Annotated in this window: 12 protein-coding genes; 1 reads left to right on the plus strand and 11 read right to left on the minus strand. The window is 56.4% G+C overall.

Annotated elements, in window-relative coordinates; all coding sequences use genetic code 11:
- Nucleotides 1-9: 9 nt before the first annotated feature.
- From folP to rlmE, 3 genes are all read right to left on the minus strand, one after another.
- Nucleotides 10-861 carry a dihydropteroate synthase gene (gene folP, locus CHB79_RS14365; protein WP_089360430.1) on the minus strand — a complete coding sequence of 284 codons (852 nt, stop codon included), beginning with the start codon at nucleotides 859-861 and terminating at the stop codon, nucleotides 10-12.
- A gap of 159 nt (nucleotides 862-1,020) precedes the next feature.
- Nucleotides 1,021-2,946, minus strand: a complete 1,926-nt coding sequence (gene ftsH, locus CHB79_RS14370; protein WP_089360431.1) for an ATP-dependent zinc metalloprotease FtsH — start codon at nucleotides 2,944-2,946, stop codon at nucleotides 1,021-1,023.
- Nucleotides 2,947-3,187: 241 nt separating this feature from the next.
- Nucleotides 3,188-3,811 (minus strand): 23S rRNA (uridine(2552)-2'-O)-methyltransferase RlmE, encoded by a 624-nt coding sequence (gene rlmE / locus CHB79_RS14375; protein ID WP_010487545.1) that lies wholly within the window; start codon nucleotides 3,809-3,811, stop codon nucleotides 3,188-3,190.
- Nucleotides 3,812-3,912: 101 nt separating this feature from the next.
- Here rlmE and yhbY point away from each other — a divergent pair, with 101 nt between their 5' ends.
- A complete protein-coding gene (gene yhbY, locus CHB79_RS14380; RefSeq protein WP_010487543.1) occupies nucleotides 3,913-4,224 on the plus strand; it encodes a ribosome assembly RNA-binding protein YhbY in 312 nt (103 codons plus the stop codon).
- A 49-nt stretch (nucleotides 4,225-4,273) separates the two neighbouring features.
- Here the strand turns inward: yhbY and CHB79_RS14385 are convergent, their stop codons facing one another.
- From CHB79_RS14385 to grpE, 8 genes are all read right to left on the minus strand, one after another.
- On the minus strand, nucleotides 4,274-4,675 hold the full coding sequence (locus CHB79_RS14385) for a DUF4149 domain-containing protein (protein ID WP_089360598.1): 402 nt from the start codon (nucleotides 4,673-4,675) through the stop codon (nucleotides 4,274-4,276).
- Nucleotides 4,676-4,718: 43 nt separating this feature from the next.
- Nucleotides 4,719-5,195 carry a transcription elongation factor GreA gene (gene greA, locus CHB79_RS14390; RefSeq protein ID WP_010487541.1) on the minus strand — a complete coding sequence of 159 codons (477 nt, stop codon included), beginning with the start codon at nucleotides 5,193-5,195 and terminating at the stop codon, nucleotides 4,719-4,721.
- Nucleotides 5,192-8,413, minus strand: coding sequence for a carbamoyl-phosphate synthase large subunit (carB, locus tag CHB79_RS14395; RefSeq protein WP_010487540.1), 3,222 nt, complete (start codon nucleotides 8,411-8,413; stop codon nucleotides 5,192-5,194). Before carB ends, greA begins: the two co-directional genes overlap by 4 nt.
- Nucleotides 8,414-8,451: 38 nt before the next feature.
- A complete protein-coding gene (gene carA / locus CHB79_RS14400; protein WP_089360432.1) occupies nucleotides 8,452-9,600 on the minus strand; it encodes a glutamine-hydrolyzing carbamoyl-phosphate synthase small subunit in 1,149 nt (382 codons plus the stop codon).
- Nucleotides 9,601-9,818: 218 nt separating this feature from the next.
- Complete coding sequence (gene dapB, locus CHB79_RS14405) at nucleotides 9,819-10,622, minus strand: 4-hydroxy-tetrahydrodipicolinate reductase (RefSeq protein WP_010487538.1); 804 nt, start codon at nucleotides 10,620-10,622, stop codon at nucleotides 9,819-9,821.
- A 134-nt stretch (nucleotides 10,623-10,756) separates the two neighbouring features.
- Nucleotides 10,757-11,899 (minus strand): molecular chaperone DnaJ, encoded by a 1,143-nt coding sequence (gene dnaJ / locus CHB79_RS14410; protein WP_089360433.1) that lies wholly within the window; start codon nucleotides 11,897-11,899, stop codon nucleotides 10,757-10,759.
- 205 nt (nucleotides 11,900-12,104) lie between these two features.
- Nucleotides 12,105-14,021, minus strand: coding sequence for a molecular chaperone DnaK (gene dnaK, locus CHB79_RS14415; protein WP_010487536.1), 1,917 nt, complete (start codon nucleotides 14,019-14,021; stop codon nucleotides 12,105-12,107).
- Nucleotides 14,022-14,120: 99 nt separating this feature from the next.
- Complete coding sequence (gene grpE / locus CHB79_RS14420; RefSeq protein WP_010487535.1) at nucleotides 14,121-14,690, minus strand: nucleotide exchange factor GrpE; 570 nt, start codon at nucleotides 14,688-14,690, stop codon at nucleotides 14,121-14,123.
- Nucleotides 14,691-14,846: the final 156 nt, after the last annotated feature.

Raw genomic sequence — 14,846 nt, forward strand, 5'->3', positions numbered from 1 at the left:
CCTAAATAGTTATTCTGCAGCCTCAACCGCAGTAATCATCCGCACAACATCAACTGTTTCAGCGACATCGTGTACCCGCAGGATATGCGCGCCCTTGGCAACAGCGAGTGCGGCCAGCGCCAGGCTGCCATGCAAACGCCCATCGACCTCGTGCCCTAGCACCCGACCGATCATACTCTTGCGCGAAACGCCCACCAGCAGAGGGCGCCCCAAAGCATGTAGCGACTCCAAACGCTTGAACAAACCCAGATTGTGCTCAAGGGTCTTGGCAAAGCCAAAGCCAGGGTCCAGCAGCAGTTTATCCTGGCCGATACCAACTGCCGTGCAAGCGGCCATGCGCTCAAGCAGGAAGCCCTCAACCTCGGCAACCACATCAGGATATTGCGGGTTCTGCTGCATGGTCGTCGGCTCGCCACGCATATGCATCAGACACACTGGCAAACCTGTTGCAGCCGCAGCCGCCAAAGCACCTTCACGCTGCAATGAGCGCACATCATTGATCAAGCCTGCGCCCAGGCGCCCTGCCTCGATCATAACCTGCGGGGTTGAAGTATCGACCGAAATAATCACATCCAGCTCGGCCGCAACAGCCTCAACCACCGGCGCAACGCGTTCGAGCTCCTGCTCGACAGAGACAGCCTGCGCTCCGGGGCGAGTTGACTCACCACCAATATCGATCAGCGTAGCGCCTGCGCGCAACATTGCCTCAGCGTGACGCAAGGCTGCATCTCGCTGGCTGAAACGCCCGCCATCTGAAAACGAATCCGGCGTTACATTGAGAATACCCATCACCTGGGTGCGAGTCAGATCAAGAAACCGGCCACCACAAGGCAGCGGGCTAAATTTGTGTTTTAGCGTCATGTATAACCCGAAAACCCCGCGAGCGATTCAAGCCAGGCATTTTACCCAGCCTGCATCAGCGAGCAAATTTTCCTGACCAGCAAAACAAAACGCCGGAATACCCCTCATCGAAGTATTCCGGCGCTATAAACCTAACCGCTATGAAACAGCAACCGAGTCTTAGACTTCTGTTGCGGGCCCACCAATCGGCTTCTCAGGTGTATCTGGCTTGTTATCCGCGCCCAGGGACGGATCAACTGGCGTACCTGCATCACCACCGCCTGTCCAGTCACGAGGCTCACGAGGAGCACGACCACTCATGATGTCCTCAATCTGATCGGCGTCGATGGTTTCGAACTTCATCAGCGCCTCGGCCATCGCCTCGAGCTTGTCACGGTTTTCCTCAAGCAATCGCTTGGCCGTGTCGTAGCAGCCATCAATGATGCTGCGAATTTCCTCGTCAATCAGCTTGGCCGTATCGCCCGAAACGTTGCTGCCCTGGCTGCCCATGCTGCGACCCAGGAAGACTTCACCTTCTTCCTCGGCATACATCAGTGGCCCAAGCTTCTCCGACAAGCCCCACTTGGTCACCATGTTCCGCGCCAACTGCGTGGCACGCATGATGTCGTTGGAAGCGCCGGTGGTAACGCCATCAAAGCCCAGTGTCATTTCTTCGGCAATACGACCACCGAACAACGAGCAGATCTGGCTGATCAAGGCACGCTTGCTCAGGCTGTAGCGATCTTCCTCGGGCAAGAACATGGTCACGCCCAAGGCACGACCACGCGGAATGATCGAAACCTTGTAAACCGGGTCATGCTCAGGCACCAGGCGACCCACGATGGCGTGGCCAGCCTCATGGTAAGCCGTGTTGAGCTTTTCTTTATCCGACATGACCATGGTTTTGCGCTCTGCGCCCATCATGATCTTGTCTTTGGCCAGCTCGAATTCCTTCATTTCAACCAGGCGCTTGCCCGCTCGCGCAGCAAACAGCGAGGCTTCGTTGACCAAGTTGGCCAGATCAGCACCGGAGAAGCCAGGAGTACCACGGGCAATAACCGCGGCATTGACATCTTCCCCCATTGGCACTTTGCGCATGTGCACCTTGAGAATCTGCTCACGACCACGAATGTCCGGCAAGCCCACGACCACCTGACGGTCGAAACGACCTGGGCGCAGCAAGGCAGGGTCGAGCACATCGGGACGGTTGGTCGCGGCAATCACGATGATGCCGTCATTCATCTCAAAGCCATCCATCTCGACCAGCAACTGGTTGAGCGTCTGCTCGCGCTCATCGTGACCGCCACCCATGCCAGCACCACGGTGACGACCGACCGCATCGATCTCATCGATAAAAATGATGCACGGTGCGTGCTTCTTGGCCTGTTCGAACATGTCACGAACACGCGAGGCACCCACACCGACAAACATCTCGACGAAATCAGAACCGGAAATGGTGAAGAACGGCACCTTTGCCTCACCGGCAACAGCCTTGGCCAGCAGGGTTTTACCCGTACCCGGCGAACCGACCATCAGTACGCCGCGCGGAATACGTCCGCCAAGGCGCTGAAACTTGCCCGGGTCACGCAGGAACTCGACCAGCTCACTAACCTCTTCCTTGGCTTCGTCGCAACCGGCAACGTCAGCAAAGGTGGTTTTGACCTGATCCTCGGACAGCAGGCGTGCCTTGCTCTTGCCAAAGCTCATTGGCCCGCCCTTACCGCCGGCACCGCCTTGCATTTGGCGCATGAAGAACATGAACACGGCGATGATGACCAGAATCGGGAAGCTGGCGACCAGCAACTGGGTCCAGATGCTCTGGCGCTCAGGCTGCTTGCCCACGATATCGACCTTGTTGTCGATCAGGTCCTTGATCAGGCCATTGTCCTGAATAGCCGGACGCACGGTTTCAAAGGAGCTGCCATCGGTATGCACGCCGCTGATGATGTAGCCATCAACAGTTACGCGCTTGACCTCGCCCTCTTGAACCTGCTGGATAAACTCAGAGTAATTGAGCTTATTCGACTCGTTCGGACTCGAAAAATTATTCATCACGGTCACAAGGACAGCCGCGATGATCAGCCACAAGATCAGATTCTTTGCCATGTCGTTCAATTACCTACCCTCTGAAGCAAGCCCGTGCGCGAGCATGCCTCGCATGACGACCAGTTATGTACCGATCTAACTTACTACACAACGCGCCTTTCTTGCAGGCACTGTCTGTAACCCTTTATGAGCCGCCAACAGCGACTCGCGAAAACCCAATCCGTAAACCCTTGTAATACCTGGGTTTGGTTAAGACTGGCAAGCCCGACCTAGGTTTCATAGCGCCAGTCTCTCAAGCCGATTAATTACCGCGATAGCCACGCCCGAGCAGGTACTGCTCGCGCGAACGGTCACGCGAAGACAACGGCTTGCGCATTTGTACCTTTTCAAACATCTCGCGCACTTGCTTGTGGTATGCATCAAAACCTTCGCCCTGGAAGATTTTGATCAAGAAATCACCGCCAGGCTTGAGCACGCGTGCGGACAAATCCAGAGCCAGTTCGCACAAATACATTGCACGGGCCTGATCTGCAGTCCTTACCCCACTCATATTGGGGGCCATATCCGAAATCACAAGGTCTACCGGATTATTACCGATGGCATCGAGGATCTGCGCAAACACATCGTCTTCGGTAAAGTCACCCTGAATGAAGGTCACATCAGGGATGCTGTCCATTTCCAGGATATCGGATGCTATCAAAGTGCCCTTGTCGCCAATCACCCGACTGGTCACCTGCGACCAGCCACCCGGCGCCGCACCCAGATCGACCACAGTCATGCCCGGACGCAGGATTCGATCCTTTTCCTGGATTTCCAGCAACTTGTAGCTGGCACGCGAGCGATAGCCGTCCCGTTGCGCCATTTTGACGTAGGGATCATCGAAGTGTTCTTTCAGCCAACGCTGGCTGGTTTTGGAACGCGCCACGTGGCACCTCTAATAACAATCGTGAATTTCTGGGCGAGCATTACAGCGCTCGGGTAAACTGGGCGCCATATTTTCACCAGATCAGACGCAGGGATCAGATTATGCCGCTCACTCAAGAGCAGAAGAAACAGTACAAGTCTATCGGCCACCACCTGAAACCGGTAGTAATGATTGCCGACAATGGTTTGACCGAGGGCGTCTTGGCCGAGCTAGAACGCGCGATTAACGACCATGAACTGATCAAGGTACAGGTTCGCATCACCGAACGCGAAAGCCGCATCAGCGCAATTAATGAGCTATGCAAGTCAGCTAACGCCGAACTGGTGCAGATCATCGGCAAAATGGCGTTGATCTACCGCAAAAATCCAAAAGCGAATAAAAACCTGTCGAACGTCAGCCGCTTTCAAGGTTGATGCATAGAGCCCGGTTGCCCACCGCAGCCTGCGGTGGGTGGGTAGAACCTCACCCACCCTGCCTGGCAGGCACCGGCTGCAGCACCAGCAGCAAGCCACAGAATGCCAGCACCATGTAGTTGAACAGCTGCCAGCGTGGCGCCTCCAGCCCGAGCCAGTGCACGCCAAAGTAGCCAGCAACCATCAGCATTGTCGTCAGCAGCAATTGCCCGCGAATATCGCGCCACAAGGCAGGCAAGCCCAGCGCTGCCACCAGCACAAGCGCCTGCAATCCAGCACAAACTGCCGCCAAACCCAGCAGCAATGGCTTGAGCGTCGCCGCCAAATCATCGACCAGCAATGGCGCCAGCCCCAATTTGCTCAGCGCGGGCAACACCAGGAACTGCAGCAACCAGATACCGCCGACCCAGAAGGTCTGGGCGATCAACCAACTGATCGCCCCCGCACTCAGTCGCGAAGCAGCCCCTTGCGGCACTGCACGCGCATCGCCCGACTTAAATATGACGGACTTCGACAATTTCGTACTCAATCAAGCCGCCAGGCGTCTTGACCACGGCTACATCACCTTCTTCCTTGCCGATCAAGGCACGAGCGATAGGCGAACTGACCGAAATCTTGCCCAGCTTGATATTGGCCTCGTCATCACCAACGATCTGGTAGGTGACGCTTTCGTCAGTTTCGCAGTTTGCGATCTCAACCGTAGTGCCGAAGATTACCTTGCCGGTGTGCGCGATGGTGGTGACATCGATGATCTGTGCGTTCTGCAGGCGGCCTTCAATATCACGAATACGCGCTTCAACCATGCCCTGCTGCTCGCGAGCTGCATGGTATTCAGCGTTTTCCTTGAGGTCCCCCAGCTCACGCGCCGTACCGATGTCTTCACTCAGCTTGGGGCGCACGACCTTGGTCAGGTGCAAATGTTCTTCTTCCAGGGCGCGCGCGCCCTGGACGGTCATTGGGTATTTTGTCATGCCTTGATTCCTGCATGGAGATCCTGCAAGCGGCGCACGGTCTTCTCGGGACCAAACTTCAGCGCTTCACAGATCGCCGCACCCGCCGCCAGGGTGGTTGTGCAGCAAATCCGGTGTTGCAGGGCGTTACGACGGATCGAGTAGGAGTCAGCAATAGACTGACGCCCCTCAGTGGTATTGATGATCAAGGTAACTTCATCGTTCTTGATCATATCGACAACATGCGGACGACCTTCGGTCACCTTGTTGACGCGGCGCACAGGCAAGCCTGCAGCCTCGATCACTTTAGCAGTCCCGGCAGTGGCCACAACCTCGAAGCCCAGCGCAATCAGGTCACGTGCAACATCAGCCGCCTGCGGCTTGTCATCATCACGCACGCTGATAAAGGCACAGCCAGAGTTTGGCAGGATTTCACTGGCACCCAGCTGAGCCTTGCCGAAGGCTTCGCCGAAGCTGTCACCAACGCCCATCACTTCGCCAGTGGACTTCATTTCCGGGCCAAGGATAGGGTCGACACCCGGGAACTTGGCGAATGGGAAGACCGCTTCCTTGACGCTGAAGAACGGCGGAATGATTTCCTTGGTGAAGCCGATCTCGGCCAATGTCTTGCCCGCCATTACCCGGGCAGCCACTTTAGCCAGCGACTCGCCGATGCACTTGGAGACGAACGGCACGGTACGCGATGCACGCGGATTCACTTCGATGACAAAGATGTCTTCGCCCTGCACAGCCATCTGCACGTTCATCAGGCCGACTACGTTGAGTTCGAGGGCCATTTTCTTGACCTGATCACGGATCTCGTCCTGGATGTGCGCAGGCAGCGAGTACGGCGGCAGCGAGCACGCCGAGTCACCGGAGTGAACACCGGCCTGCTCGATGTGCTGCATGATTGCGCCGATTACCACTTGCTCACCATCACTGACCGCATCGATATCAACTTCGATTGCGCAGTTGAGGAAGTGATCAAGCAATACCGGGCTGTCGTTCGACACCTGAACCGCTTCGCGCATATAGCGACGCAGCTCGTCTTCCTGGTAGACGATCTCCATGGCCCGACCACCCAACACATAGGATGGACGCACCACCAGCGGATAACCAATGGCTTTCGAGGCCGCAAAGGCTTCGTCTTCACTGCGCGCAGTGGCATTTGGCGGCTGACGCAGGTTCAGGCGCTCAACCATTTGCTGGAAGCGCTCACGGTCTTCAGCGCGGTCGATGGCATCCGGGCTGGTACCAATGATCGGCACGCCAGCTTCTTCAAGGGCACGGCACAGCTTCAACGGGGTTTGCCCGCCGTACTGCACGATGACGCCTTTAGGCTGCTCGACACGGACGATTTCCAGCACGTCTTCCAGGGTCACTGGCTCGAAGTACAGGCGGTCAGAGGTGTCGTAGTCGGTCGATACGGTTTCCGGGTTGCAGTTGACCATGATGGTCTCGTACCCGTCTTCGCGCATCGCCAGGGCCGCATGTACACAGCAATAGTCGAACTCGATACCCTGGCCAATACGGTTTGGACCGCCACCCAGGATCATGATCTTGTCGCGCGTCGACGGATTCGCTTCGCACTCTTCCTCGTAGGTCGAGTACATATAGGCAGTGTCGGTGGCAAACTCGGCAGCACAGGTATCAACACGCTTATACACCGGCAGCACTTTGAGCTTATGGCGGTGGCTGCGCAGGTTTTTCTCGGTTACACCCAGTAGTTTGGCCAGGCGCGCATCCGAGAACCCTTTGCGCTTGAGCTTGAACATCACATCACGGTCGATGCTGGTCAGCCCCTGGGTCTTGATCCGCTCTTCATCCTTGATCAGGTCTTCGATCTGAACCAGGAACCATTCATCGATATTGGTCAGGGCAAAGACTTCTTCAACTGTCTTGCCCGCACGGAAAGCATCACCGATATACCAGATGCGATCCGCACCCGGCACTGTCAGCTCGCGCTTGAGCGTGCCTTCGCTTTCCGGGTCCTTCAGGTCCAGCTTGGGATCAAGCCCGACGACACCCACCTCAAGGCCGCGCAAGGCTTTCTGCAGGGATTCCTGGAAGGTACGGCCAATCGCCATGACTTCGCCCACGGACTTCATCTGGGTCGTCAGGCGCGCGTCGGCTTTCGGGAATTTCTCGAAGGCAAAACGCGGGATCTTGGTCACGACATAGTCGATAGCCGGCTCGAACGAGGCAGGCGTACGACCGCCGGTGATGTCGTTCGACAGCTCGTCGAGGGTGTAGCCGACGGCCAGCTTGGCAGCAATCTTGGCAATCGGGAAGCCAGTAGCTTTCGAGGCCAGAGCCGAGGAACGCGACACGCGCGGGTTCATCTCGATCACGACCATGCGGCCAGTGTTCGGGCAAATACCGAACTGAACGTTGGAGCCCCCGGTTTCCACGCCGATTTCGCGCAGGACAGCCAGGGAGGCGTTACGCAGAATCTGGAATTCTTTGTCGGTCAGGGTCTGTGCCGGCGCCACGGTGATGGAGTCACCGGTGTGCACGCCCATAGGGTCAAAGTTTTCAATGGTACAGACGATGATGCAGTTGTCCTTTTTATCGCGGACAACCTCCATTTCGTACTCTTTCCAGCCGATCAGGGATTCATCGATCAACAGCTCGCGGGTCGGCGACAGGTCCAGGCCCCGGGCGCAGATTTCTTCGAACTCTTCGCGGTTGTAGGCAATACCGCCACCGGTGCCGCCCATGGTGAAGGACGGACGAATGATGCATGGAAAGCCAACCTTTTCCAGCACCGCGTAGGATTCTTCCATGCTGTGCGCGATACCGGAAACCGGGCACGCCAGGCCGATGTCTTTCATCGCCTTGTCGAAGCGCGAGCGGTCTTCTGCCTTGTCGATGGTGTCGGCATTGGCACCGATCATCTCAACGCCGAACTTTTCCAGCACGCCGTGTTTTTCAAGATCCAGCGCGCAGTTCAGTGCAGTCTGGCCGCCCATGGTTGGCAGCAGTGCATCCGGACGCTCCTTCTCGATAATCTTGGCCACGGTCGACCACTTGATCGGCTCGATATAGGTGGCGTCAGCCATCGCCGGATCGGTCATGATCGTCGCTGGGTTGGAGTTCACCAGGATGACCCGGAAACCCTCTTCTTTAAGCGCTTTACAGGCTTGAGCACCCGAATAATCGAACTCACAGGCCTGGCCGATAACAATCGGGCCAGCGCCGAGGATCAGGATGCTTTTTATATCAGTACGTTTTGGCATTTTTACTCACTCGAATCCGTTGGTCACAGTCTGCAGGCTTAGCGGCGCTTGGCCATGGCTTCGATGAAGCGGTCAAACAGAGGCGCGACGTCGTTCGGGCCCGGGCTTGCTTCGGGGTGGCCCTGGAAGCTGAACGCGACCTTGTCGGTACGCTCGATGCCCTGCAGCGTGCCATCAAACAACGATTTGTGAATCGCCCTGACGTTAGTTGGCAAGGTCGCCTCGTCCACAGCAAAACCGTGGTTCTGGCTGGTGATCATCACAACCCCGGTATCGAGGTCCTGTACCGGATGGTTAGCGCCGTGGTGGCCATGGCCCATTTTCAGGGTCTTGGCGCCCGAGGCCAGGGCCAGCAGTTGGTGACCGAGACAGATACCGAAAACCGGGATTTCGGTTTCCAAGACTTCCTTGATCGCCTGGATCGCGTAGTCGCAAGGCTCTGGATCACCCGGGCCGTTGGACAGGAACACACCATCAGGATTCATTGCCAACACTTCGCTGGCTGGCGTTTGCGCCGGCACAACAGTCACACGGCAGCCGCGAGCCACCAGCATGCGCAGGATGTTCAGCTTGACGCCATAGTCGAAGGCAACCACGTGATAAGGCAATTCACTGGCAGGCACTTCAGCGTGGCTGTCGGTTTTCAGGTTCCAGACGGTTGAGCGCCATTCGTACTGCTCGGTGCAGCTCACCACCTTAGCCAGGTCCATGCCCTTCAGGCCTGGGAAACTGCGCGCCAGCTCCAGGGCTTTTTCCTCGGTGGCATTGTCGCCAACCAGGATGCAGCCATTTTGCGAGCCCTTTTCACGCAGAATACGGGTCAGGCGACGGGTATCGATATTGGCGATTGCGACAGTACCGTTTTCTTTCAAGTAATCAGGCAGCGATTGCTTGTTGCGCCAGTTACTGGCGATCAGCGGCAGGTCACGAATAATCAAACCAGCAGCCCAGACGCGGTTCGACTCGGCATCTTCCGGCGTGGTGCCGGTGTTGCCGATATGCGGATAGGTCAGGGTTACGATTTGCTGGGCATAGGAAGGATCTGTAAGGATTTCCTGATAGCCGGTCATGGCGGTGTTGAAAACCACCTCTCCAATTGTGTGGCCGTCGGCACCGATGGCCTCGCCACGAAAAATGCTGCCATCAGCAAGGGCCAAAATGGCAGCTTTAGGGGCTGGCTTACTCAAGAAAACCTCCGAAAATCAAAGCTTGAAGCAAACGCAGATTGTAAAAAAGCGGGATGACGTGTGAACCGTCATCCCGCTTTTTTTATGAATTCATTCTGCGTAACTTTTAGTGGGCACACTAAAGCAGAAAGCTTACAGGAAACTGCATTTTTGGTCCACCCAACTTGAGCTAAAAACCTCAGGATACAGTCAACTTTTTGCCAAGCCCGCCAAAGCGCCTAGTTAAGCTCCAGCACATCCTGCATATCGTAAAGTTTTGCCGGCTTGCCCTGCAGCCACAAAGCTGCCCGAACGGCGCCCTTGGCGAAGGTCATGCGGCTGGATGCCTTGTGGGTAATCTCGACGCGCTCGCCTTCTGCGGCAAACAGGACCGTGTGGTCGCCCACCACGTCACCAGCGCGCACAGTGGCAAAACCGATGGTTTCACGATCACGGGCACCCGTCTGGCCTTCACGACCATAAACGGCGACCTTCTGCAGGTCACGCCCCAGCGCACTGGCGACAACCTCGCCCATGCGCACCGCAGTTCCAGAGGGTGCGTCCACCTTGTGCCGGTGATGCGCCTCGATGATCTCGATATCAACCTCGTCACCCAGCACCCGCGCTGCGGTGTCGAGCAGCTTCAGGCACAGGTTCACACCCACGCTGAAATTTGCCGCGAACACAATGGGAATCTGCTTGCCCGCTTCGCTGAGCAATTGCTTTTCTTCGACGCTGAACCCGGTAGTGCCGATGATCATCGCCTTACCGGCCTGGCGGCAGATTTCGAGGTTTTTCAGGGTGACCGTTGGATGGGTGAAATCGATCAACACGTCGAAATCATCAACGACACTGCTTAAGTCGCCAGACAACTGCACGCCGATCTTGCCCAATGCAACCAATTCGCCGACATCAGCGCCAACCAGACTACTATCCGGACGATCGACAGCAGCACTCAGGCTAGCGCCATCAGCCTGCGACACCGCTTCAATCAGGGTTTTGCCCATACGCCCGGCGGCGCCCATCACAGCAATACGTTGCATATCCAACCACTCCAAACTGAAAACCTACGAGACCAGCTCCTGCGCGGATGCTGCTCAAACGAAAAAGCCGCTTAACCCGCAGTTTACTGGGTAAACCTGCACATTAAGCAGCTTTTTCAATACCAGCGACAGAGTTACAGGTCGCCAAAGAAACGCTTAACACCCTCAAACCAGCCATTGGCCTTGGGGGAGTGCGAGCTGTCGCCGTCTATCGACTTGCGGAACTCCTCAAGCAGCTCACGCTGACGGCGATCCAGGTGCACCGGTGTCTCAACCGCGACACGGCACATCAAGTCACCAGCGCCACCGCCACGTACCGGGGCAACGCCCTTGCCGCGCAGGCGGAACAACTTGCCGGTCTGGGTGCCTTCAGGAATCTTCAGCTTGACCCGACCATCCAGCGTCGGCACTTCAAGCTCACCGCCCAAGGCCGCATCAGCAAAGCTGATTGGCACTTCACAATACAAATGCTTGCCATCACGCTGGAAAATCGCGTGCTCGCGCACATTCACCACAACGTACAGGTCACCTGCCGGACCACCCATCGCGCCCGCTTCGCCCTCGCCCGAGAGCCGGATACGATCACCAGTATCAACACCCGCCGGAACCTTGACCGACAAGGTCTTGTGCTCTTCTACACGGCCCTGGCCATGACAAGAATCACATGGATCAGTAATCATCTTGCCGCTGCCGTTACAGCGCGGACAGGTTTGCTGCACCGAGAAGAAGCCCTGCTGCATGCGCACCTGGCCGATACCGCCACAGGTGGTACAGGTCACAGGCGTCGTGCCCTTCTTCGCGCCGGAGCCATCGCAGGTCTTGCAGTTTGCCAGCGTCGGCACGCGAATGGTCACGGTAGTGCCGCGCACGGCTTCTTCAAGATCCAGCTCAAGGGTGTAGCGCAAATCGCTGCCGCGCTGTGCACCACCACGCCCCCGGCCGCCAGCTCCCGCCGCACCGCCGAAGAAGTCGCTGAATACATCACCGAAAATATCGGAGAAGTTGGCACCGCCAAAGCCTGCACCACCAGCACCAGCGCCACCCATGCTTGGATCAACACCGGCATGGCCGTACTGATCGTAGGCGGCGCGCTTGCTCGAATCGGACAGGACTTCGTAAGCCTCGTTGGCTTCCTTGAACTTTTCTTCCGAGACTTTATCGTCAGGATTACGGTCCGGGTGATGCTTCATCGCCAGGCGTCGGTAAGCTTTCTTCAGCTCAGCTTCGCTGGCGCCGCGCTCAACACCGAGCACCTCGTAATAGTCACGTTTAGACATAAATCCTCAACACCTCGAACAAATCGTTAAAAAGCTATCGCACCTGCGTCTCTGATTAACGCCTTGCAAATCATTCCCTCCAGACACGCCAACGCGGGAGCAAGCTCCCGCGCGGCGGATCATACAGGTTGTGACTCACGCCACAACCGGCTGGAGCCTTAACGCATCGTTGAAACCACCAAGGATGCGCCTAGCAAGCTTGCGCTTACTTGTTGTCTTTAACTTCTTCAAACTCAGCATCAACAACGTCATCGGCAGCGCCTTGATCATTGCCTTCTGGCTGGGCTTCAGCACCAGGCTGTGGCTGCTCGGCATACATCTTCTGCGCCAGTGGTGCAGTCGCTTCCGAGAGTGCCGCCACCTTGGCGTCGATCTCTTCCTTGCTGTCGCCTTTGACTGCAACTTCGAGTTCGCCAATGGCTTTCTCGATAGTCGCTTTTTCTTCCTCGGTGGCCTTGTCGCCAGCCTCGGTGATCATTTTGCGGGTTGCGTGAACCAGTTGGTCGCCCTGGTTACGTGCAGTGGCCAGCTCTTCAAACTTGCGATCTTCCTCGGCATTGGCTTCGGCATCACGCACCATTTGCTCGATTTCTTCCTCGGACAGACCCGAGTTAGCCTTGATCACGATCGACTGAGTCTTGCCAGTCGCCTTGTCTTTGGCGCCTACGTGCAGGATACCGTTGGCATCGATGTCGAAGGTTACTTCGATCTGCGGCACGCCACGTGGAGCTGGTGGAATCTCGGCCAGATCGAACTTGCCCAGCGACTTGTTCTGCGAAGCTTGCTTGCGCTCGCCCTGCAGCACGTGAATAGTCACCGCGCTCTGGTTGTCATCAGCAGTCGAGAACACTTGCGACTTCTTGGTCGGAATCGTGGTGTTTTTCTCGATCAAGGCAGTCATCACACCGCCCATGGTTTCGATACCCAGGGTCAGAGGCGATACGTCGAGCAGCAGCACGTCCTTGACGTCGCCAGCCAGAACCGCACCCTGAATTGCCGCGCCCATGGCAACAGCTTCGTCCGGGTTGACGTCCTTGCGAGCTTCTTTACCGAAGAAGTCAGTTACCAACTTCTGTACCAACGGCATGCGAGTCTGGCCACCGACCAGGATCACGTCGTTGATCGCACCGACATCAACGCCTGCGTCTTTCAACGCCATGCGGCAAGGTTCGATGGTGCGCTGAACAAGGTCTTCAACCAGCGACTCGAGCTTGGAGCGCGAGATCTTCACGTTCAAGTGCTTAGGACCGGACGCATCTGCGGTGATGTACGGCAGGTTTACGTCAGTCTGCTGGCTCGAGGACAGCTCGATCTTGGCCTTCTCGGCAGCTTCCTTCAGGCGCTGCATGGCCAGCGGATCACCTTTGAGGTTCATGCCGCTTTCTTTCTTGAATTCGTCGACGAGGTAGTCGATCAAACGAATATCGAAGTCCTCACCACCGAGGAAGGTGTCGCCGTTGGTCGCCAACACTTCGAACTGGTGCTCGCCATCAACTTCGGCAATTTCGATAACCGAAACGTCGAACGTACCACCACCCAAGTCATAAACGATGACAGTGTGGTCACCCTTGGCCTTGTCCATACCGTAGGCCAGAGCGGCTGCGGTTGGTTCGTTGATGATGCGCTTGACGTCCAGACCCGCAATACGGCCGGCATCTTTGGTCGCCTGACGCTGACTGTCGTTGAAGTAGGCCGGAACAGTGATCACGGCTTCAGTGACCGCTTCACCCAGATAGTCTTCGGCAGTCTTCTTCATCTTTTTCAAGATTTCAGCCGAGATCTGTGGCGGCGCCATTTTCTGATCGTTTACTTCAACCCAGGCGTCCGCATTGTCAGCTTTGACAATTTTGTACGGCACCATCTGGATATCTTTCTGTACAACTTCTTCGTCAAAACGACGACCAATCAAACGCTTGACCGCGTACAGGGTGTTATGCGGATTGGTCACTGCTTGACGCTTGGCCGACTGGCCCACCAGGATTTCGCCATCGTTTGCATAAGCAATGATCGATGGAGTGGTGCGCGCGCCTTCGGCGTTTTCAATAACTTTAGCTTTGCCGTTTTCAAGAACGGAGACGCAGGAGTTGGTTGTCCCCAGGTCAATACCGATAATTTTACCCATGTTTACTCTCCCGAAACTTTGATAATTGCGCACTGGCTCTAAGACAGTTGCGCTAGCACTAAAACGCTTGGTTGTTTAATGGGGGCTTAAAAATTAATTTCAAGCCTTTTCATCGATTGATGGTGTCGGAGCGGCGGGCGCCTTGCTCACTACAACCATCGCTGGACGCAACAAACGACCGTGCAACTGGTAACCCTTCTGGAACACCTGGATCACACTGTTTGGCTCCAGGGTCTCGCTTTCCTGCATCGCCATTGCCTGGTGCAACTCCGGGTTGAACGGCTGGCCATGCGGATCAATCGCTTCCAACTGGTAGCGCGACAGCGTGTCACGGAACAACTTGAGGGTTAACTCCATGCCTTCACGCACTGCCTTGATCGCCTCATCGTCCGGGCTCGACAGCTCAAGGCCGCGTTCCAGACTGTCGACAACCGGTAGCAGGTCGTTGGCAAACTTCTCCAAGGCAAACTTGTGTGCCTTCTCAACATCCTGATCTGCACGACGGCGTACGTTTTGCAAATCAGCAGCCATGCGCAGCGATTGATCCTGCGCAGTAGCCAACTGCTCTTCCAGCGTTTGCACGCGAGCAGCCAACTCATCACCCGGCGTGGCATCCACTGCTGCTTCTGCCTCGGGAATCTGCGTATCCAGGGTCTGTTCGTCAGCCATGCCTCATTTCTCCTCTAAATAACCGGCGTAAGTCTTAATTCACGCTTCTGCCCCTTATATGGGGGCGGTTTTTACTGCTTCAAGGGCAAAACGCCCGCAAATACCAAGATTAAACACAGGCCGCACAAGGATATTGCCAGCAACGAAAAAACTACT

The sequence above is a fragment of the Pseudomonas segetis genome, assembly GCF_900188155.1.
Lineage (GTDB): Bacteria > Pseudomonadota > Gammaproteobacteria > Pseudomonadales > Pseudomonadaceae > Aquipseudomonas > Aquipseudomonas segetis.